The 17472-nt window shown below is 47.4% G+C and carries 22 protein-coding genes; 14 read left to right on the top strand and 8 right to left on the bottom strand.

All coding sequences use genetic code 11. The features are described 5' to 3' along the window. Positions 1-1391 precede the first annotated feature (1391 nt). Both NFR98_RS09970 and NFR98_RS09965 read right to left on the bottom strand, forming a co-directional pair. Positions 1392-2186: a lytic transglycosylase domain-containing protein gene (locus tag NFR98_RS09970; RefSeq protein ID WP_014095719.1), complete on the bottom strand. Its 795-nt coding sequence runs from the start codon at positions 2184-2186 to the stop codon at positions 1392-1394. After that, on the bottom strand, positions 2183-2767 hold the full coding sequence (locus NFR98_RS09965; RefSeq protein ID WP_014095718.1) for a CYTH domain-containing protein: 585 nt from the start codon (positions 2765-2767) through the stop codon (positions 2183-2185). Before NFR98_RS09965 ends, NFR98_RS09970 begins: the two co-directional genes overlap by 4 nt. A 136-nt stretch (positions 2768-2903) precedes the next feature. Between NFR98_RS09965 and NFR98_RS09960 the strand changes: the two genes are divergently transcribed. Genes NFR98_RS09960 through NFR98_RS09945 form a run of 4 tightly spaced genes read left to right on the top strand, consistent with a single transcriptional unit; the run spans position 2904 to position 5657 of the window. Continuing rightward, positions 2904-3287 (top strand): UPF0738 family protein, encoded by a 384-nt coding sequence (locus NFR98_RS09960; protein ID WP_014095717.1) that lies wholly within the window; start codon positions 2904-2906, stop codon positions 3285-3287. Positions 3288-3309: 22 nt separating this feature from the next. Continuing rightward, positions 3310-3945, top strand: a complete 636-nt coding sequence (yjbM, locus tag NFR98_RS09955) for a GTP diphosphokinase (protein WP_172653432.1) — start codon at positions 3310-3312, stop codon at positions 3943-3945. A gap of 36 nt (positions 3946-3981) precedes the next feature. After that, a complete protein-coding gene (locus NFR98_RS09950) occupies positions 3982-4776 on the top strand; it encodes an NAD kinase (protein ID WP_014095715.1) in 795 nt (264 codons plus the stop codon). An 8-nt stretch (positions 4777-4784) separates the two neighbouring features. Beyond that, a complete protein-coding gene (locus NFR98_RS09945; protein WP_017551789.1) occupies positions 4785-5657 on the top strand; it encodes an RluA family pseudouridine synthase in 873 nt (290 codons plus the stop codon). A 59-nt stretch (positions 5658-5716) separates the two neighbouring features. Here NFR98_RS09945 and prpE read toward each other — a convergent pair whose 3' ends face one another. Beyond that, positions 5717-6454, bottom strand: coding sequence for a bis(5'-nucleosyl)-tetraphosphatase PrpE (prpE, locus tag NFR98_RS09940; protein WP_014095713.1), 738 nt, complete (start codon positions 6452-6454; stop codon positions 5717-5719). Between the two features lie 211 nt (positions 6455-6665). On the opposite strand from prpE, the gene fabI reads away from it, so the two are divergent. Next, the gene (gene fabI, locus NFR98_RS09935; protein WP_035182031.1) at positions 6666-7445 is read left to right on the top strand and encodes an enoyl-ACP reductase FabI; all 780 of its coding nucleotides are present in this window, start codon (positions 6666-6668) and stop codon (positions 7443-7445) included. A 129-nt stretch (positions 7446-7574) separates the two neighbouring features. Here the strand turns inward: fabI and NFR98_RS09930 are convergent, their stop codons facing one another. Then, positions 7575-8273: a hypothetical protein gene (locus tag NFR98_RS09930; protein ID WP_061577773.1), complete on the bottom strand. Its 699-nt coding sequence runs from the start codon at positions 8271-8273 to the stop codon at positions 7575-7577. Between the two features lie 268 nt (positions 8274-8541). Between NFR98_RS09930 and NFR98_RS09925 the strand changes: the two genes are divergently transcribed. Beyond that, positions 8542-9246, top strand: a complete 705-nt coding sequence (locus tag NFR98_RS09925; RefSeq protein WP_251460042.1) for a spore coat CotO family protein — start codon at positions 8542-8544, stop codon at positions 9244-9246. Between the two features lie 47 nt (positions 9247-9293). Here the strand turns inward: NFR98_RS09925 and NFR98_RS09920 are convergent, their stop codons facing one another. Continuing rightward, entirely contained in the window at positions 9294-9734 is a 441-nt protein-coding gene (locus tag NFR98_RS09920) for a CotY/CotZ family spore coat protein (RefSeq protein ID WP_014095709.1), read from the bottom strand. A 148-nt stretch (positions 9735-9882) separates the two neighbouring features. Between NFR98_RS09920 and NFR98_RS09915 the strand changes: the two genes are divergently transcribed. The 8 genes from NFR98_RS09915 (at position 9883) to NFR98_RS09880 (ending at position 15487) form a co-directional block, all read left to right on the top strand. Continuing rightward, complete coding sequence (locus tag NFR98_RS09915; protein WP_014095708.1) at positions 9883-10239, top strand: DUF1360 domain-containing protein; 357 nt, start codon at positions 9883-9885, stop codon at positions 10237-10239. A gap of 326 nt (positions 10240-10565) precedes the next feature. After that, positions 10566-11030: a sporulation protein gene (locus NFR98_RS09910; RefSeq protein WP_014095706.1), complete on the top strand. Its 465-nt coding sequence runs from the start codon at positions 10566-10568 to the stop codon at positions 11028-11030. A 16-nt stretch (positions 11031-11046) separates the two neighbouring features. Then, the gene (gene spoVAC, locus NFR98_RS09905; RefSeq protein WP_014095705.1) at positions 11047-11523 is read left to right on the top strand and encodes a stage V sporulation protein AC; all 477 of its coding nucleotides are present in this window, start codon (positions 11047-11049) and stop codon (positions 11521-11523) included. Further along, positions 11523-12533, top strand: a complete 1011-nt coding sequence (gene spoVAD / locus NFR98_RS09900; protein ID WP_014095704.1) for a stage V sporulation protein AD — start codon at positions 11523-11525, stop codon at positions 12531-12533. Before spoVAC ends, spoVAD begins: the two co-directional genes overlap by 1 nt. Before the next feature lie 190 nt (positions 12534-12723). Next, entirely contained in the window at positions 12724-13080 is a 357-nt protein-coding gene (gene spoVAE, locus NFR98_RS09895) for a stage V sporulation protein AE (protein WP_014095703.1), read from the top strand. A gap of 84 nt (positions 13081-13164) precedes the next feature. After that, on the top strand, positions 13165-13296 hold the full coding sequence (locus tag NFR98_RS09890; protein WP_017551778.1) for a YjcZ family sporulation protein: 132 nt from the start codon (positions 13165-13167) through the stop codon (positions 13294-13296). Positions 13297-14873: 1577 nt separating this feature from the next. Next, positions 14874-15131 carry a sporulation-specific transcription regulator SpoVIF gene (spoVIF, locus tag NFR98_RS09885; protein ID WP_014095701.1) on the top strand — a complete coding sequence of 86 codons (258 nt, stop codon included), beginning with the start codon at positions 14874-14876 and terminating at the stop codon, positions 15129-15131. A 101-nt stretch (positions 15132-15232) separates the two neighbouring features. After that, complete coding sequence (locus NFR98_RS09880; protein ID WP_014095700.1) at positions 15233-15487, top strand: hypothetical protein; 255 nt, start codon at positions 15233-15235, stop codon at positions 15485-15487. Positions 15488-15663: 176 nt separating this feature from the next. On the opposite strand, the gene NFR98_RS09875 is transcribed toward NFR98_RS09880, so the two are convergent. The 3 genes from NFR98_RS09875 to NFR98_RS09865 form a co-directional block, all read right to left on the bottom strand. Then, positions 15664-16092 carry a GNAT family N-acetyltransferase gene (locus NFR98_RS09875; protein WP_014095699.1) on the bottom strand — a complete coding sequence of 143 codons (429 nt, stop codon included), beginning with the start codon at positions 16090-16092 and terminating at the stop codon, positions 15664-15666. Between the two features lie 5 nt (positions 16093-16097). Further along, positions 16098-16610 carry a 2'-5' RNA ligase family protein gene (locus tag NFR98_RS09870; protein ID WP_014095698.1) on the bottom strand — a complete coding sequence of 171 codons (513 nt, stop codon included), beginning with the start codon at positions 16608-16610 and terminating at the stop codon, positions 16098-16100. 67 nt (positions 16611-16677) lie between these two features. Continuing rightward, positions 16678-17409, bottom strand: coding sequence for an alpha/beta hydrolase (locus tag NFR98_RS09865; RefSeq protein ID WP_014095697.1), 732 nt, complete (start codon positions 17407-17409; stop codon positions 16678-16680). Positions 17410-17472: the final 63 nt, after the last annotated feature.

Raw genomic sequence — 17472 nt, 5'->3', positions numbered from 1 at the left:
TTATTGTCGTTGAAAACAGTGTTGCCAAGAGTTGATAAAATGACTCCTTCTTTTTACACAATTATACGGACTTAATCTTTTTGGGGCTGTCAAAAGGACAAAACAGGCTGCATTCGGGCTCGAAATGTCTTTTTGAGCTTGTCAAAAGGACAAAACAGGCTGCGTCTGGGTTCAAACTGTCTTTTTGAACCTGTCAAAAAGACAAAACAGGCTGCATCCGGGCTCAAACTGTCTTTTTGATGTCGCCAAAAGGACAAAAGGAGTGACGTTTGAGCCCGAACTGCCTTTTTGAACTTGTCAAAAAGGACAAAACGCACCGTAACCGGGCCCGGAATGTCCTTTTGAAACCGTCAAAAGGACAAATTGACTTCTACCCAGGCCCGAAATGTCTTTTTGAACTTGTCAAAAGGACAGAACACGCTGCATACAGGCCCGAAACGTCCTTTTGAATCTGTAAAAGGGAAAAAACGCATGCCCGAAACCGTTGAAATGTCCTTCATCGGGGTGATGAAGGACAAAAGTGAGCCGCCAAACATTGAAATGTCTTTCATCGGGCAAATGAAGGACAAAATGCAGGCCCGAGACCGTGAAAATGTCTTTCACCGGGTTGATGAAGGACAAAACGCGAGCCCGAGACCGTGAAAATGTCTTTCACCGGGTTGATGAAGGACAAAACGCGGGCCGCCAACCATTGAAACGTCCTTCATCGGGCAAATGAAGGACAAAACGCATGCCCGAAACCGTTGAAATGTCCTTCATACGGCAAATGAAGGACAAAACGCGAGCCCGAGACCGTGAAAATGTCTTTCACCGGGTTGATGAAGGACAAAACGCATGCCCGAGACCATGAAAATGTCCTTCATCGAGGTAATGAAGGACAAAACGCGTGCCACCACACATTAAAATGTCCTTCATTGGGTTAATGAAGGACAAAACGCATGCCACCAACCATTGAAATGTCCTTCATCGGGCAAATGAAAGACAAAACACGAGCCCCGAACCGTGAAAATGTCCTTCATTGGGTTAATGAAGGACAAAACGCATGCCACCAACCATTGAAATGTCTTTAATAGGGCAGATGAAAGACAAAACGCAGGCCCGAGACCGGGAAAATGTCCTTCACCGGGTTGATGAAGGACAAAACACGAGCTCGAAACCGTAGAAATGTCCTTCATCGAGGTAATGAAGGACAAAACGTGAGCCACCAACCATTAAAATGTCCTTCATCGGGCAAATGAAGGACAAAGCGCGGGCCACCAACCATTAAAATGTCCTTCACACGACAAATGAAAGACAAAAAAGCGGAGCCTTGACCGGGTAATGTTCTTCATCGGCTCCAGTCAGAAATTTCCCCATAAAAAAATGCCGCACAGAGCGGCGGGTTTTAATCGTTATGCCAAATGATTCATAATCGATGAGACGTATTTCTGTGTTTCTTTGAATGGCGGAATACCGCCGTATCGGTCGACATTGCCGGGGCCTGCATTATAGGCGGCCAATGCAAGCTGGACATTGTGGTCGTATTTTCCCAGCAAAGATTTCAAATACTTTGTGCCGGCGTCCACATTTTGTTCCGGGTCAAGTACATTGCTTACCCCGAGCGAGGCCGCCGTTTCTGGCATCAGCTGCATCAGCCCTGCTGCGCCTGCCGCACTCACTGCATCCGGACGATAACCGGATTCCTGTTTGATGACAGCTTGAATGAGCTTTTCTGGCACGCCGTATTTTTCCGATGCTTGCTGAATCGCCTGGCTGATTTTCGCCGGGATTCCACCACTGCCGGAAGCGGCTGTTGTCTGCGTGCTTTCTGAAGCTGAATTTTGTGCAGAAGCGGAAAAAGCCGCGCTTGTTCCTGCCTGCGCAGTAGCTGCTGTCGCTTTACCGGACAAAGTGCTTAATCCCGTAAAGGCAGGCAACGTGGTAAGCACCGGATTTTCCCCTGTTAAAGAAGACAATGAATTGAACGCCGGATTTAAAGTTGCTGCCAGGGATGATAACACCCCGGATTCGTCTTTACCGCTTGCGCCAGCAGCCGTTTCATTTTCCTTTGCTTCTTCTAAAAAGCTTGACAGCATCTCTTGAAAAAGGGAGGTGCTGTTGCCCGTTTGAGCAGCATTGCTGCCGGGAGAAAGCGACCGCAGCGCCTCCAGTTCCATTAAAGACGCGAGTTGGCTGATTGTACTCATTTCTCATTGCTCCTTTTTGCCTCATAAAAGCGGAGAACCTTGTTTTTTGCCGGATGGTGCGGGATGCCGTACGTTTCCAGCAATTTTAAAAACTGCTTTGTGCCTGTTTCCAGTTCACTTACTTCATATTCTATCTCAAAATCTTCCTCGTTTAAATAAAAATTATGGTCAAATACGAGCAGCCCGCCTTCATATGCGATTTCAGCCCGCTTCGTTGTAAGTTTTCCAAAATACACCAATTTACTTGGCGCCACTTCTAGTTCCATTAATTTTTCCATGACTTCGCCTTCCGGAAAACCGCTCCCATTTTTAAGCTTTTGAAAAACCTTTTCGCCAATCATTTGGCTTGTTTCCAGCAGTCCGGTTTCCTCCGGCGTTTTTAGGGTGAGCTGGAAGTACCCTGCTTTTTTCCGGACACGCAAGGCCGATCTTTCATGTTTTAAAGCAAAATCAGGTGTATCAAAATAAAAGTTTTCCTGCTGTTTAAAATCATGTTCCGCGATGCCAAAAGCCCGGGCAAGCCGGCAGAAATCGCGGCAGGTGACCATATTTTTACATTCAATTTCAATTTCTTTGCTCATGATAAGCCCTCACTTCCATCTTCATTATACTAAAGCGAATCCCTTCCTTAAAGTGTCTATTCTCTGTGGAGATATGGTAAAATAAAATGGAATTGAAACTTTGTTTTCCGGCGGGAAGGAGAGGGAGGGAAGCAGATTGCGCAATATCATTGAACTGGGAAAGCCTGAATGGAAAGACGGGATCCTTCAACTGCATGCTGAGCGCCCGGACGTTTCCATGCAGCACCTGAAGCCGGGAGGGCAAATGATCGTCGATTCGGATGCCTGTGCCTTTATCTATCTGGCTGAAGACGACGGCGATGAAGATTATACATATTTATATTTGCCTGTTCCGGTTTGGAAAGAGATTCGGACGGCGGCATTTGAACATAAAAAAGTGGTTGCTGTTTCAAAAGATGGGAAATTGGAGCTTACCGGGCTTGATGAGGAACTTCAATTTTTGCTCGATAATATCCGAGGCAACAGCAATTACGGAAAAAAGATGCTGGATAAGGTAGAGGCCGTTTTTGCATTGGAATGAGATCCGAAGAGGTGATCAGGCAGTGGATTGGGAGGAATTTTTAACCCCGTATAAACAGGCTGTTGATGAATTAAAAGTAAAGTTAAAGGGGATGCGCACCCAATTTGAAAAAGAGCATACCCATTGCCCGATTGAGTTTGTGACAGGGCGGGTAAAGCCGGTAGCAAGCATTATAGAAAAAGCGAACATAAAAGGCATCCCGCTTGACCGGCTGGAGGCGGAAATGCAAGATATCGCCGGGCTCAGGATGATGTGCCAGTTTGTCGATGATATTAAACTGGTCGTCGGGCTTCTCAGACGCCGGAACGATTTCCGGATTGTTGAAGAAAAAGACTATATTTCGAATAAAAAACCGAGCGGCTACCGGTCTTATCATGTCATTATTGAATATCCGGTACAAACGATCCGCGGGGAAAAGAAAATTCTTGCGGAGATCCAGATCCGGACGCTGGCGATGAATTTTTGGGCGACGATTGAACATTCTTTAAACTATAAGTATAAAGGCAGGTTTCCCGAAGAAATTAATTTGCGGCTGAAGCGGGCTGCCGAAGCCGCTTTCCGCCTTGATGAAGAAATGTCTGAGATCCGTGAAGAAATTCAGGAAGCCCAAATGTATTTTTCGAAAAACAAAGAGCGCGCGGAACGAAAAAAGCCATGAAACCGGCGGCAAAAAAAGAAGGGGAGGAGAAGCAGCTTGAAATTTGCCATCACTTCTAAAGGGGATACGGAATCCAATATATGGATGCATAAAATGCGTTCTTATTTGCAGGATTTCGGGCTTGTTTACGACGAGGCACAACCGGATATCGTGATCTCGGTCGGCGGGGACGGCACGCTTCTGTATGCTTTTCACCGCTACAGTTCCCGGCTTGACCGGACGGCTTTTGTCGGGGTGCATACCGGCCATCTCGGCTTTTATGCTGACTGGGTGCCGGATGAAATTGAGGAGCTGGTCGACGCGATCGCCCATAAAACTTACACGACGGTGGACTACCCGCTTCTTGAAGCGATGATTGCATATGAGCACGGTGGCCACGAAACGCGTTACCTTGCGTTAAATGAGTCAACGGTCAAATGCGTGGACGGCACATTTGTCATCGATGTGGAGATCAATGGCCGGCATTTTGAGCGTTTCCGCGGTGACGGATTATGCCTTGCCACACCAAGCGGCAGTACGGCTTATAACAAGGCGCTCGGCGGGGCGATTGTCCACCCTTCCCTGCAATCGATCCAGCTCACCGAGATGGCATCCATTAACAATAAAGTGTTCCGGACAATCGGCTCGCCACTTATTTTGCCGGGGCACCATACTTGTGTGTTACGCCCGGTCCGGCAAAAAGATTTTTTGGTAACAGTTGACCATTTAACATTGCTCCATAAGGAAGTCCGGTCCATCCAGTACCGCGTGGCAAAAGAAAAAATCCGGTTTGCCCGCTTCAGGCCGTTTCCTTTCTGGAAGAGGGTGCATGATTCTTTTATTTCGGATTAGGTGAAAACATGTTGACATTATCGTGGACAATTACAGAAGATGAGGCACATCAGGAATTGAAAGAGTTTTTAAAAACGCGCCATATCTCGAAACGGGCGCTTGCGGATATTAAATTCCGCGGCGGGCTGATCCTTGTGAACGGCCGCGAAGTAACGGTTCGCTATCGCTTGCAACCGGGCGATGCGGCCGCCATTGTTTTTCCAAAAGAAACCCCGAGCCCCAATCTTACGCCCGAAAACATTCCGTTCGGCCTTGTCTATGAAGATGAAAGCGTGCTTGTTGCCGATAAGCCGGCGTTTATGAATACGATTCCTTCCCGCGAGCACCCGTCTGCAAGCCTTGCCAATGCAGTGCTCGGCCATTACCGAAAAAGCGGGACAGAATCCGCAGTCCATGTTGTGACCCGGCTTGATCGGAACACATCCGGGCTTGTCCTGATCGCAAAAAATCGTTATATCCACCATTTATGCAGCCTGATGCAGCAAAAGCATGAAATTTGTCGGACGTACGAAGCGCTCGCGGAAGGGGCTTTTACTGAAAAAAGTGGCACAATTGAAGCCCCGATCGGGAGAAAAGAGACGAGCATTATAGAACGCGAAGTCCGGGACGATGGCCAGTTTGCGCGTACCCATTATGAAGTGGTCCGGCAATTTCCGGCATATGCACATGTGCGTCTCCGGCTTGACACCGGCAGGACGCACCAGATCCGTGTCCATCTTTCCTATATCGGCCACCCGCTTCTCGGCGACAGCCTGTACGGTGGCAACACGAGCCGCTTCACCCGGCAGGCGCTCCATTGCAGTGAGCTTTCATTTCAGCACCCGGTTTCAGGGAAAGAAATGCATTTTCTTTCTAAACCGCCCTTTTTGGATCTCCTTTAGTGATGGTACCCGGAAGATTTTCATGCTTCCGCTTATGCCCTTATGGATGTTTTTAAAATTCAGGCGAACGTCCTGAACTTTTCTTCCACATATGGCATTGAAGAGGGGACGGAGACGGTTTCAATTTCCGGATACCGGAGTGCTGTCAGTTTGCCGCCGAATACGCAGCCGGTATCAATATTGACCGTGTGGCCGATCCATCGCGGTTCTTTCACCGGCGTATGCCCGTATACAATCCAGCTTTCCCCTTCGTCATTTTTCGCCCAGTCGCAGCGCACCGGTGTCCCGTCCGGATTGGTTTCCCCGTTAATATCACCGTAAAGCACAAAAGTCTGGACCGATTTATTCATCTTCCCAATATCCTTGCGCCGGATCCCGGCATGGGCGATGACAAGCTTGCCGCCGTCTAGAACAAGATAAAGCGGGGATTTCTCATACAGTTCCATAAATTGTTTGCTGTGCCGTTCCCGCTCTTTTACGGGGAGCGCCTCCAGTTCCGCCACCGTTGTTTCAAGGCCGTGCTTCTGCTGGACATTTCTCCCTAAAAAATATCGGTACAGCTTGTTGCAGTGGTTGCCGGGGACATACAGGCCAAGCTTCTTTTTCCACAATCGATAGACAGTATCGGCCACTTCCAAAGATGCCGGCCCGCGGTCTGTCAGATCACCGACAAAACCAAGCAGCCGGCCACCTGGATGAACGGGCATACCGTTTTCCCATTGATACCCCAGTTTTTCCGTAAGCTTCCTGAATTCCGCCATGCAGCCATGTATATCCCCAATGATATCGATTTTCATTGAACTCGCTCCTTCCAACTCTATTTTATGTTGTCCGGCGCGCCTAAACAAATGCCGGGTAGTTGAAAAAAGGTTGGTATTCCCCGGGGTCCCGGTACGATTATCCTGCAACAAATAAAACACAGGTGCTTTTCAAACCCGGAAAGTTCATGTAGAATTGGTATCAGGTACTAAAAATCGTATATAAATTGTAAATAAAGGAGTTAACACGATGCAGTTATCTTTGGAAAATAAAACATTTGTTGTGATGGGTGTTGCAAATAAGCGCAGTATTGCCTGGGGAATTGCCCAATCGCTTGATGCAGCAGGCGCAAGGATTATTTTTACCTATGCGCTCGACCGGAATGAAAAAAGCATCCACGAACTTGCTGAAACGCTGAATCGAAAGGACTATCTGATCCTTCAATGCGACGTGGAAAGCGACGAGCAGATTCAGTCATGCTTTCAAACGATCAAAAAGGAAGCTGGCACGATCGACGGTATTGCCCACTGTGTTGCGTTTGCCCGCAGAGAAGAATTAAAAGGCGACTACACAAACGTGACGCGTGAAGGGTTTTTACTGGCCCATAATATCAGTTCCTATTCGCTATCGGCCGTTGCCAAAGCGGTGAAAGAGCTGGAACTCATGCCTAACGGGGGCAGCATTGTTACCCTGACCTACCTCGGCGGCGAACGCGTCATGGAAAATTACAATGTAATGGGCGTTGCGAAAGCTTCCCTCGATGCAAGCGTCCGCTATTTGGCCTATGACCTAGGAAAGCTCAATATCCGCGTCAACTCGATCTCGGCCGGCCCGATTCGCACCTTGTCGGCAAAAGGTGTCAGCGACTTCAACAGCATTTTGAAAGTGATGGAAGAAAGGGCGCCGCTTCACCGCGGTGTGGATACACGCGAAGTCGGCGATACCGCGTTGTTTCTTTTTAGTGACCTGTCGCGCGCTGTTACAGGCGAAAACATTCATGTGGATGCCGGCTATCATATTATGGGCTAACCGACAATTACGGACGATTCGAAAACTGGTCCTTCCGAATGCCGGCTATCATAAAATGCAACGGCTTGTCCAAAAGCGCAAATAAAAAAAGCCAGGAGGTGAAACCTTCCTGGCTTTTTTGACATCGCATCAGTCCCTGTAATCTTTTTTATGGCCTTTTTTGCTGTCATGGTGATAATGGTCGTTATCTTCAATTTCTGCAGCAGAGAATGTGTAGCTGACAACATTTTGAGGCGTCAGTGTAATGGTTCCAAGCAGGGTAGGTGCAACCCCCGGAATCGTTGTATCTGGAGCGAAATTACCGAGTTCAATGGTTAAGAAGTATTCGTTTTTCCCTTTGGACGGATCGGTATCTACGGCGTGAACCGTCGTTGTCACGTTTTCAAAGAGTACTGTAACGAGTCCGCCGGCTGTAAGAATGCCAATGCCGGAAATTCCGCTTTCATCCCGTTTTTGGGAAATGAGTGTCGTACCGGAAGAATTTCTTCTCCAAATTCTAAAGACTGCCGGAATGGTTAACGGAATGACGATCCCTGGTCCTGCTCCTGTAATTGCCCCAATTAAGGCTGCAAGTGTTACACCGAGTGGCAGGTCTGCTGGCGACCATTCGACAGTTGCGAGCAATGAAACACGGTCATCATAATCATCCACTTTTACATCTACTTCCGCAATGGCGTTTGCCATGTTAAAGACGCCTGTCACGGATACAGGTACGGACGGCGATTGATCCACATCGAATTCCGACAGAAGCCCCCGTTCTTCCTCGTCTTGCCGTTTGTGGCGGCGATGATCATCATAGCAGCTGTCGTTTGAGTCGTAATAAGACATTTAAATGCCTCCCTTCGTTTTGTTACTATATTCTACTCATTCGCATATTTTTGGAATAGACGGATGGTAGCGTATAAAAGCACATTTTTCCCTGCTTTATCCATTTGTGCCAATATGCTGTGGAAACCGCGGTTCCGTTCCTTGTCCCCAAAACATACGATAAGGCAGAAATAGCAAATGATTGGGAGATTCAAGCTCTAGGCACATTTCTTATTTTCATGCATAGTTATAAAGCGAGCCAGAAATCAGGAGGAGGGATTTTGGAAACATGGAGGAGAGCCAGTACAGCAGCCAAAAACCGCTTCTTTATATTATCCAGCCGAAAAATGTTCCGCTCGCGATCAAGATGCAGAAAGTGTACAGAAATGTGGTGAGCGAAAAACCTGAACATGCCGGCCATGGAACGATCGTGGAACCAATGCCTGCCGGCGGCGATACAGGGCATGCCGAAGAAAAAAACAATGCAGCCGCACACGAGAAAAAAACAGAACCGGAACAGCCCAAACCAAATAAAGCGGCAGAACAGGAAAAAACAGAAGGAGCTGCAGAACGCGGGGGAGTCGTAAACGTTTCATCCAAGACAAAAACGGCAGATCCTGCGGAACATGAGGAATCGGCAAATGCCATGGGGCAGCAACATGTTGCGGAACCCGCCGGAGCGGTGGAAGCGGAGACGGATTTGGAAACGGACGGCGCTGACAAAGCCGACACCTGGCCGGAACAAGAAACCATTCAACCGCCATCGAGAAAACGGTTCAAAGAAATGACGGTCCATGAAAAAATTGACTATTTAATTCATAAGCCAGGTTTTCTACCGGAAATCCCCGTCATGATTCAAACGAACAGCATCGCCTATCGTGCCGTGATCCTTGAACGGATGGAAGACCAATTGTCCGTCATGCCTTTTTCTTCAATGGAAATGGCCTGGATCAATCTGGACGAGATCACGGACATTAAATTACTGGTTCAGTAAAGCCACGGAAAAAAGTCGATAAGCGGCAACTTATCGACTTTCATACATTACAAATTGACAAAAGTGTCTTCGAGGCATTGAATGGCAATGAAGTCGGTTAAATCAAGTGTGATGCATGTATCGGTTGCTTCGAAATGGACCCGTGAATGGCCGTCGTGATGTTCGCAGACGCATTTTAAAACCCGTACAACAGCGCAGCACCCTTCCACATTTTCAACTCTTAAAAATTTCGATTTTTCGCAGAAGTCGTCGCAGCTGTCAAAGTGGTGATTTTTGTAAAATGGTTCAAAAGCACAACCGTCTTTTGTATATAGAATGAATGGACGTGTGTTGACATGTGAATGTTTTTCCCTGTTGGCACCGAGCACGGGATTCAAGCAGTTGGTCGGGCAGCTGCTGTCTTCTACCGCAGCATCCTGCAAATCGTTGATGAAATGTACGACATCACAAACGCAAGTACGGGAATATTCATGGGATTTACTGCTCATTCATTTTTCAACTCCTTCAATGGTTTAGTTTCAGTACACTATAGAATATTGTCTCGGTGCTTTTTTTGTTACGAATGTCCCCGCGTTTTTGCAAAAATAGGCAAACAACTTGCATAGGGAATTTTGTACCCGGGGAAGGAGGCAGGAAATGGTTTCCTATTGGCTTGATTTCGTTCTGCTTGCACTGGCCAGTTTCAGACTGACGCGCTTGTTGGTTTATGATAAAATTACGGCCTTTTTACGAAAACCTTTTCATAAAGAAATAACCGAAATGGCGCCTGATGGAACAATCGAGGAATATATTGAAATCAAAGGAACAGGGATCAGAAAGTGGATTGGCGAATTATTAAGTTGCCACTGGTGCACCGGTGTCTGGTCCGCGGCCATCCTGTACGGGAGTTGGATGCTTTTTCCGCAAATCGGGTCGCCTATTGTCATGATCCTTGCAATTGCCGGCCTGGCGAGTATCCTCGAAACCGTTCTTTTGCGGATCATGGACGAATGAAGTGAACAACCGTGAAAATGCTGCATACGATAAAAAAGGAAGCGCGAATCCTGAGGAAAGGATGGTAAGATTATGGGCAAACCACGCATCAAAATTCCGGTCACCCCTTCATCCGTCCCGGCGTATACAAACAATCAGAAAAAAGTCAAAAAAGGCGGATGCGGCTGCGGCGGCAAAAAAACGCGATAAAACAAAAGCGGAAGGCAGGATTGCACTTCCGCTTTTGTTTTCCCTTTTTTCCAGGATGCGGCAAGAATTTCTAATTATAAAATCTGCGCTTGCGCGAAAAATAGAGAGGTAAAAGTTGAAAGCGCAGAGGGATGAGTATGAAAAAAATCATGTATGTTTTAGCTTCAGTATGTTTGCTCACCGGCTGCGGTTTTAACGGGCCGGAACACAAGGACAGCAAAATGGCCCTTGTGAAAAAAACACAACCGTCGCCGGTGAGACTCACGAACACCGGGAATAAGGCCGTTTCAGGACAATTGAAAAAAGATGTCCTTGGCTTTGACAGCATTTACGATGTGGCCATCATTGAAGGGCCAAAAGAAACATTGGTTGCCTACAAAGTCAGGCATCTGCACCGTTTTAAAATGAAGAAAATCGAAAAACAGCTCAACGCCTTTTTAAAGAAACGCTACCCCGGACGCAAATTTATTACTTCCAGCGACTATAAAATTTTCCTGGAAACCGTCCGCCTCAAGGAAGATATGGACGAGCACAAAATTTCAGCCGGCAAGGCAAAAAAACGTTTCAAAGACATCATCAAGCTGAAACAGGAATTAACATAGGAAAAGGGCTGAGATAATGGCAAACAAAAATCAAAACAAAACACCCGAACAAAAAGCGTATGATCAGTTCGAAAAAAAGCATGAGCTGAAAAGGCCGGTATTGAAAAACTGCATCCGTGCATTTTGGGTAGGCGGCTGTTTTTGTCTGGCTGGTCAGGCCCTTACTTACTTCTATATATACATGTTTAATTTCACCGAAAAAACGGCCGGCAACCCGACAACCGCGACAATGGTGTTTTTATCCATGCTGTTGACCGGCTTTGGCATTTATGACCATATCGGGCAGTACGCCGGTGCAGGGAGCGCGGTGCCGGTAACGGGCTTCGGGAACTCCGTTGTATCCGCTGCGATTGAACATCGGACGGAAGGCTATGTGCTCGGCGTCGGCGGAAATATTTTTAAACTTGCCGGCACCGTCATTGTATTTGGTGTGTTTTCCGCGTTTGTTGTCGTCCTGATCCGGACCGTCATCATGATGTGGGGGGGATCGTAATGCCCGCAAAATCGCAAACATGGACTTTCACGAACCGCCCGGCCATTCTTTCAACCGGTGTTGTCGGGGGCCCGTTTGAGAAAAAGGGGCAGATGGCAGACGATTTCGACCGGTTTTTTGAAGATTTGTGGATCGGCGAGGATTCGTATGAAAAAGCCCAGCGCAAACTGATCGAGGAAGCAGTTGGCATTGCCCTGAAAAAGCGAAACCTTAAGGAAACCGATATTCAGTTTTTTCTCGCTGGTGATTTGATTAACCAAATCACGCCGACAAGTTTTGCGGCAAGGACAAATGCGATTCCTTACCTGGGCCTTTTTAGCGCCTGTGCCACTTCGATGGAAAGCCTGGCGCTTGCCGCTTTCATCGTTAATCACGGTGGGGCGGAGAAAGTGCTGGCCGGGGCTTCGAGCCACAATGCAACAACAGAGAAGCAATTCCGTTATCCGACCGAATACGGCGGGCAGAAACCGCCGACCGCACAATGGACAGTGACGGGAGCGGGATTCGCGGTGGTCGGTACGGAAGAAAACGGGCCGGCGCCGCGGATTACGTCGGCCACGATCGGAAAAGTACTGGACCTTGGCATTTCCGATCCGTTTAATATGGGTGGTGCAATGGCGCCGGCTGCGGTCGATACGATTGAACAGCATCTCCGGGAAACCGGCCGTGATCCATCTTACTATGATTTGATTGTGACCGGCGATTTGGCGAAAATTGGCCGTTCCATCGCGCTCGATCTTTTCAAACAGAGGAATCTTGACATTCGCAGCGAACAGTTCCAGGATTGCGGCCTGATGGTATATGACAAGTCCCAGCCCGTGCAGGCCGGGGCAAGCGGGGCCGGATGTTCAGCGATTGTCTTGTACGGCCATTTGCTAAACGAAATGAAAAAAGGCCGTTACCAAAAAATCTTGCTCGTCGCAACCGGCGCACTATTGTCGCCTTTGTCTTATCAGCAGGGCGAAACCATTCCGTGCATCGCGCACGCCTGCGCCATCGAATATTTGTAAGAAAGGGTATTGCCTGGGTTGCGTTGCGGCACGAGTTGTTTGAGGCTATGCCATCAAATATTTGAAGAAAGGGTCATATGGTTGGGTTGCAGCACGGATTGAGCCTGAGCGATCGAGTATTTGCTTAGGTTGCGGCATGGATTGTTTGATCCTGCACCATCGAGTATTTGTAAGAAAGGAAGGATGCGTAATGCTTGCAATGTTTTTCTGGGCCTTTGTGATTGGCGGGCTGATTTGTGTAATTGGCCAGTTGCTGTTTGATGTCGCAAAATTATCGCCGGGGCATACGATGAGTGTCCTCGTTACGGCCGGCGCGATTTTATCGGGCCTCGGCCTTTATGAACCGCTTGTAAATTTTGCCGGTGCCGGGGCGACCATTCCGATTACAAGTTTTGGCAATTCGCTTGCAACTGGCGCCATGCAGGAAGTGCAAAGGCATGGCATTGTCGGGGTATTGACCGGCATGTTTGAAGTCACATCTTCCGGCATTTCGGCTGCGATTATTTTCGGATTTATCGGCTCGCTCCTCTTTAAGCCAAGAGGATAATGATGCCGTCCCTGACACACGCCTATACCGAATGCCTGCACCTTACATATTGTATAGTGTAATACAAGAAGTGAGGTGAAAAACATGTTTGGATACGGTTATGGCGGCGGCTGCGGCTATGGCGGTTACGGCGGTGGTTACGGCTACGGCAGCACATTTGTATTGATCGTTGTTTTGTTCATTCTGTTAATTATTGTCGGTGCAAGCTTCTGCTGACAAGTTGCGGGGAGGATTCCCCGCCTTTTTTTATAGCCGGAGAAAAAACGCTCGTACGAGGGGAACGGGCACAAAATGCGAGGCCGGGAATCGGCGAACTGTTCTTCATAGGGAACGATGACCGAGCCGCCTCTAATTGGACAAAAGCCCCAATACCCGAGCGTGTTTTGTCTAATTGGAAGATCCAATTAGACAAAAGGCCCTTGTCCGGCGAAAGCTTTGTCCAATTGGCGGGTCTAATTGGACAAAAGCCCCGGAACCCGAGCGTGTTTTGTCTAATTGGAAGATCCAATTAGACGCCCATGCTGCAGTGAACGCGCACCAACAGTAGAATGAAAATCAGCTGGCGCATATTTTTCAGGATAGACAAAAGTGAACCGTCAAATTGTCCTTCATCGGAGTAATGTTTTGTTTTGTCCTTTTAACGGCTTCAAAAAGACATTTCAGACCCAGTCGTGACTCCTTTTGTGCTTTTGGCGGCAGGTTCAAAAGGACATTTCGGATCCAGACGTAACGTGTTTTGTCCTTTTGACGGCTTCAAAAAGACATTTCGAGCCTGGATACAGCGTGTTTTGTCCTTTTGACGGCTTCAAAAGGACATTTCGAGCCCGGATGAAACGTGTTTTGTCCTTTTGGCAGGTTCAAAAAGACATTTTGGACCCGGAAGCAGCGTGTTTTGTCCTTTTGGCGGTTACAAAAGGACATTTCGGGCCCGGAAGCAGCGTGTTTTGTCCTTTTGGCAGGTTCAAAAAGACATTTCGAGCCCGGATGCAACATGTTTTGTCCTTTTGACGGCTTCAAAAGGACATTTCGGGCCCGGATACATCGTGTTTTGTCCTTTTGACGGCTTCAAAAGGACATTTCGGATCCAGACGTAACGTGTTTTGTCCTTTTGACGGCTTCAAAAAGACATTTCGAGCTCGGATGAAACGTGTTTTGTCCTTTTGGCAGGTTCAAAAGGACATTTCGGACCCAGACGTAACGTGTTTTGTCCTTTTGACGGCTTCAAAAGGACATTTCGAGCCCGGATGCATCGTGTTTTGTCCTTTTGGCAGGTTCAAAAAGGCATTTCGGGTCCAAATACAGCTTGTTTTTCCTTTTGGCAGCTTCAATGAAAGACAAACCCCAGGCCTGGCAAAGCCGAATTGTCCTTCATCGGAGTAATGAAAGACAAAACACTGGCCTGGCAAAGTCAAATTGTCTTTCATCGAGGTGATGAAAGACAAAACACCGGGCGGATAACGCCGAAATGTCCTTCATCGAGGTGATGAAGGACAAAACTCAGGTCGGGAAATGCAGAAATGTCCTTCATCAGGGTAATGAAGGACAAAACCCAGGCCGAAAAACGCCAAACTGTCCTTCACCAGGTTGATGAAAGACAAAACAAGTGCCATGAAACATCAAACTGTCCTTCATCAAAGCACTGGCTGTAAATCAAGCTTGTGCACCGGGAAAATGCACTTTTTTGCAATGTAAAATTCCGGCTAACACGTTTTCAATTGAAAATCCACTTTTGTACTGTCAATCCGGCTTCTTTTTTCATACGATAAAACAGCTTGAAGAGAGGAGCGACGAAGGTGGATCATCAGTTTTTCAAGAATATCGAAAAGAAGACAGGCGTTAATATGAATGACATTTTCCAGCTTGCAAATTCCCTGCAGAACGCGAATTTTAAAGATGAAAATACCGTCCGTGGCATCATCCAGCGCGTCTCGCAAATTGCAAACAAACGGGTACCGAAAGAGCTGGAAGATAAAATTGTTGAATCAATTGTCAAAGATGGAAAAAAGCTCGATTTTAACACGATCAACAAAATGATGAACAACGGAAAGTAACCAAAGCGGGCTTGCAAATCAGATGCAAGTCCGCATTTTTCTGTTTAAAATGAAAGAAGAGAGGGAAAAGAATATAGAAATCATTTAAAGGGGTGACTGCCATGAGTTTGATCGCTCCAATTCCAGACTATCAGGCAAGCCAGTACCGGCTTTATGACGGAATGTCCTTACGCCAGCTTGAAGTGGAAAAAGCAGATGCCGTTTCGAGGGCTTATCCTGTTAAGCGGCAAAACGGCGTCACGGGCGGAACAGAATACCATTTTAAAGCAAATGAACAACCGGGAAGAAAACCGGCAAAAAGCCGGATCATCGCAAAAATCACCGGCCTGGGGCAATATATTGATCTTTCGGTTTAAATCTTTCCCGCTGAAGTGTGAATTTTTTCACAAGATAAGCAGCAAGGTTGAAAAAGCGATTATATAAAATAAACAAAATTGGTGCAAAAAAATAAGGCCATTCTATAGACAAAGCGGCGAGACACAACTCCTTCTCGCCGCTTTGTCACGGATTCTGCAGCCCCAGTTTCCGGATGCTATTTGATCGTTTTCTCCATTGCTTTATGCGGAATGCCGGCATCGAGAAATTCACCGGAAACAACACGGTATCCGAGTTTTTCGTAAAAAGGAATCGCGTGTGTCTGTGCGTTTAATTTGCATTTTTGCACGCCTTGTTCTGCGGCATAATGTTCAATTGCCAGCATCAGTTCCCGGCCGGCCCCTTTCCCGCGCACGGACGGAAGGATGCAGATGCGTTCCACTTTCCCGTACCCGTCCACCATCCGAAAACGCCCGGCGCCTGAGGGTTTCCCTTCATCATCGTACAGCAGAAAATGCGTGCAGTCCTGTTCCAATGCGTCAATTTCTTCTTCAACCGGGACGTGCTGCTCTTCTACAAATACTTTTTTCCGGATTTGAAAAGCCGTCTCCAGTTGTTCTTCATTTTCTACAATTATTACGTCCACATTTGTTAGTCCTTTCCGAGATGATAGGTCTCATAAACGGTCCAAACCCCGTTTTCCAGCTGATATAAAAGATGGAACCGGTTTACCTTTTCTTCGTGGTCAATGCCAACCATTTCCAGCTGGCGGAACACATCGGCATGTTCCTCTTTAGACAACTCCTGGCCGATGGTAATATGCGGCACAAACGGGTACGGAGGCGGCCCGCCCGGCAGACGGTCCCTGAAATCTGCGAAAAGCCCTTCCAGTTCAGGCGTCGGTTCAACTTTAAAATAAATCGTATTGCTGACGGGTTCAAAAGATTTCACTTTTGTTACTTTCAACAAAAACGGGTTGTATTTTTTGGCAATTTCCTTCAGTTGCCCGCGAAAAACTTCCGCCTCTTCTTCGGATGCCTCGAACGCTGCTTTTAGCGTAATATGCGGCGGGATTAGCGCGTATTTCGGATCATAGCGCTTCCGGTAGGAGTTAACAAGGTCCTGAAGTTTTTTTGATGGAAAGACAACAAGCGCATAATTCATAAAATGGCCTCCTCTTTCTGGATATTAAGCCGTTATAATACAATTTTATCAGAAAAATTGCCGAAAATTAATCTTTTTTAAACAGGTACTTGAGGGCACGTGGCAAATCTTTTTGCCAGTACCTCCAAGAGTGATCACCGTCAAATTCGTCATAAAATCCGGGGACCCCTTTTTCTTCCAGAACTTGATGCAGGGTGCGGTTCGGTGTGATAAAATTCTGGATCTTGCCGTCAGTCGTTTTCACTTCCGTCTCGCCTTTTCCAGCAATATGGTAAATGTCCAGCAACTTTGGATCCGTACATTGTTTTGCGGCTTCCATCACTTTTTCATTCACGAGCGGCGACATTAATGCGGCTTTTCCAAATGTATGGGGGTACTTGAATGCCGCCATGAGCGAGACGGTTGCCGCCAGTGAGTCTCCCGCCAGTGCTCGGTCCGATGCCATTTGCGCAGTCGGAAACTCACGGTCAAGGAAAGGGACAAGTTCATGCGCCAAAAACCGGATATAAGCGCCATGTTGCTCGCCGTCAGGATGGTATTTCCGGCGCCTGTCCGGAATATCCGCATAAGGGATCCCGACAATAATCAAGTCTTCAATTTCGCCTTTTGCAAGCAGTTCATCCGCCGCACGTGCAATCCGGCCGAGCTGGAAGAAGTCTTTTCCGTCCTGGCATATGCATACGGCATATTTATAAAGCGGGGAAAAACGCGCCGGCAAGTATACCCAGAGATTGAGCGTTTCCCCGAGTTCCCTGCTTTCAAACGGGACATCTTTAATCGTGCCTCTTTCAATTTCCATATGTTGAAAACCTCCTTCTCAAGATGGGGGCTGCCTCGCCTTCCCGGAAAAAATGGCATTCAG

The organism is Weizmannia agrestimuris, from assembly GCF_943193165.1.
Taxonomy (GTDB): domain Bacteria; phylum Bacillota; class Bacilli; order Bacillales; family Bacillaceae_C; genus Weizmannia; species Weizmannia faecalis.
This window is presented reverse-complemented; position numbering and strand designations above follow the sequence as displayed.

Coding starts and splice junctions, on each gene's coding strand:
- spoVAE (WP_014095703.1), top strand. CDS start 12,724: ATGCTTGCAATGTTTTTCTGGGCCTTTGTGATTGGCGGGCTGATTTGT.
- spoVAC (WP_014095705.1), top strand. CDS start 11,047: ATGGCAAACAAAAATCAAAACAAAACACCCGAACAAAAAGCGTATGAT.
- spoVAD (WP_014095704.1), top strand. CDS start 11,523: ATGCCCGCAAAATCGCAAACATGGACTTTCACGAACCGCCCGGCCATT.
- NFR98_RS09925 (WP_251460042.1), top strand. CDS start 8,542: ATGGAGGAGAGCCAGTACAGCAGCCAAAAACCGCTTCTTTATATTATC.
- NFR98_RS09915 (WP_014095708.1), top strand. CDS start 9,883: ATGGTTTCCTATTGGCTTGATTTCGTTCTGCTTGCACTGGCCAGTTTC.
- NFR98_RS09910 (WP_014095706.1), top strand. CDS start 10,566: ATGAAAAAAATCATGTATGTTTTAGCTTCAGTATGTTTGCTCACCGGC.
- NFR98_RS09865 (WP_014095697.1), bottom strand. CDS start 17,409: ATGGAAATTGAAAGAGGCACGATTAAAGATGTCCCGTTTGAAAGCAGG.
- NFR98_RS09870 (WP_014095698.1), bottom strand. CDS start 16,610: ATGAATTATGCGCTTGTTGTCTTTCCATCAAAAAAACTTCAGGACCTT.
- NFR98_RS09965 (WP_014095718.1), bottom strand. CDS start 2,767: ATGAGCAAAGAAATTGAAATTGAATGTAAAAATATGGTCACCTGCCGC.
- fabI (WP_035182031.1), top strand. CDS start 6,666: ATGCAGTTATCTTTGGAAAATAAAACATTTGTTGTGATGGGTGTTGCA.
- NFR98_RS09880 (WP_014095700.1), top strand. CDS start 15,233: ATGAGTTTGATCGCTCCAATTCCAGACTATCAGGCAAGCCAGTACCGG.
- NFR98_RS09970 (WP_014095719.1), bottom strand. CDS start 2,186: ATGAGTACAATCAGCCAACTCGCGTCTTTAATGGAACTGGAGGCGCTG.
- NFR98_RS09890 (WP_017551778.1), top strand. CDS start 13,165: ATGTTTGGATACGGTTATGGCGGCGGCTGCGGCTATGGCGGTTACGGC.
- NFR98_RS09945 (WP_017551789.1), top strand. CDS start 4,785: ATGTTGACATTATCGTGGACAATTACAGAAGATGAGGCACATCAGGAA.
- prpE (WP_014095713.1), bottom strand. CDS start 6,454: ATGAAAATCGATATCATTGGGGATATACATGGCTGCATGGCGGAATTC.
- NFR98_RS09930 (WP_061577773.1), bottom strand. CDS start 8,273: ATGTCTTATTACGACTCAAACGACAGCTGCTATGATGATCATCGCCGC.
- NFR98_RS09920 (WP_014095709.1), bottom strand. CDS start 9,734: ATGAGCAGTAAATCCCATGAATATTCCCGTACTTGCGTTTGTGATGTC.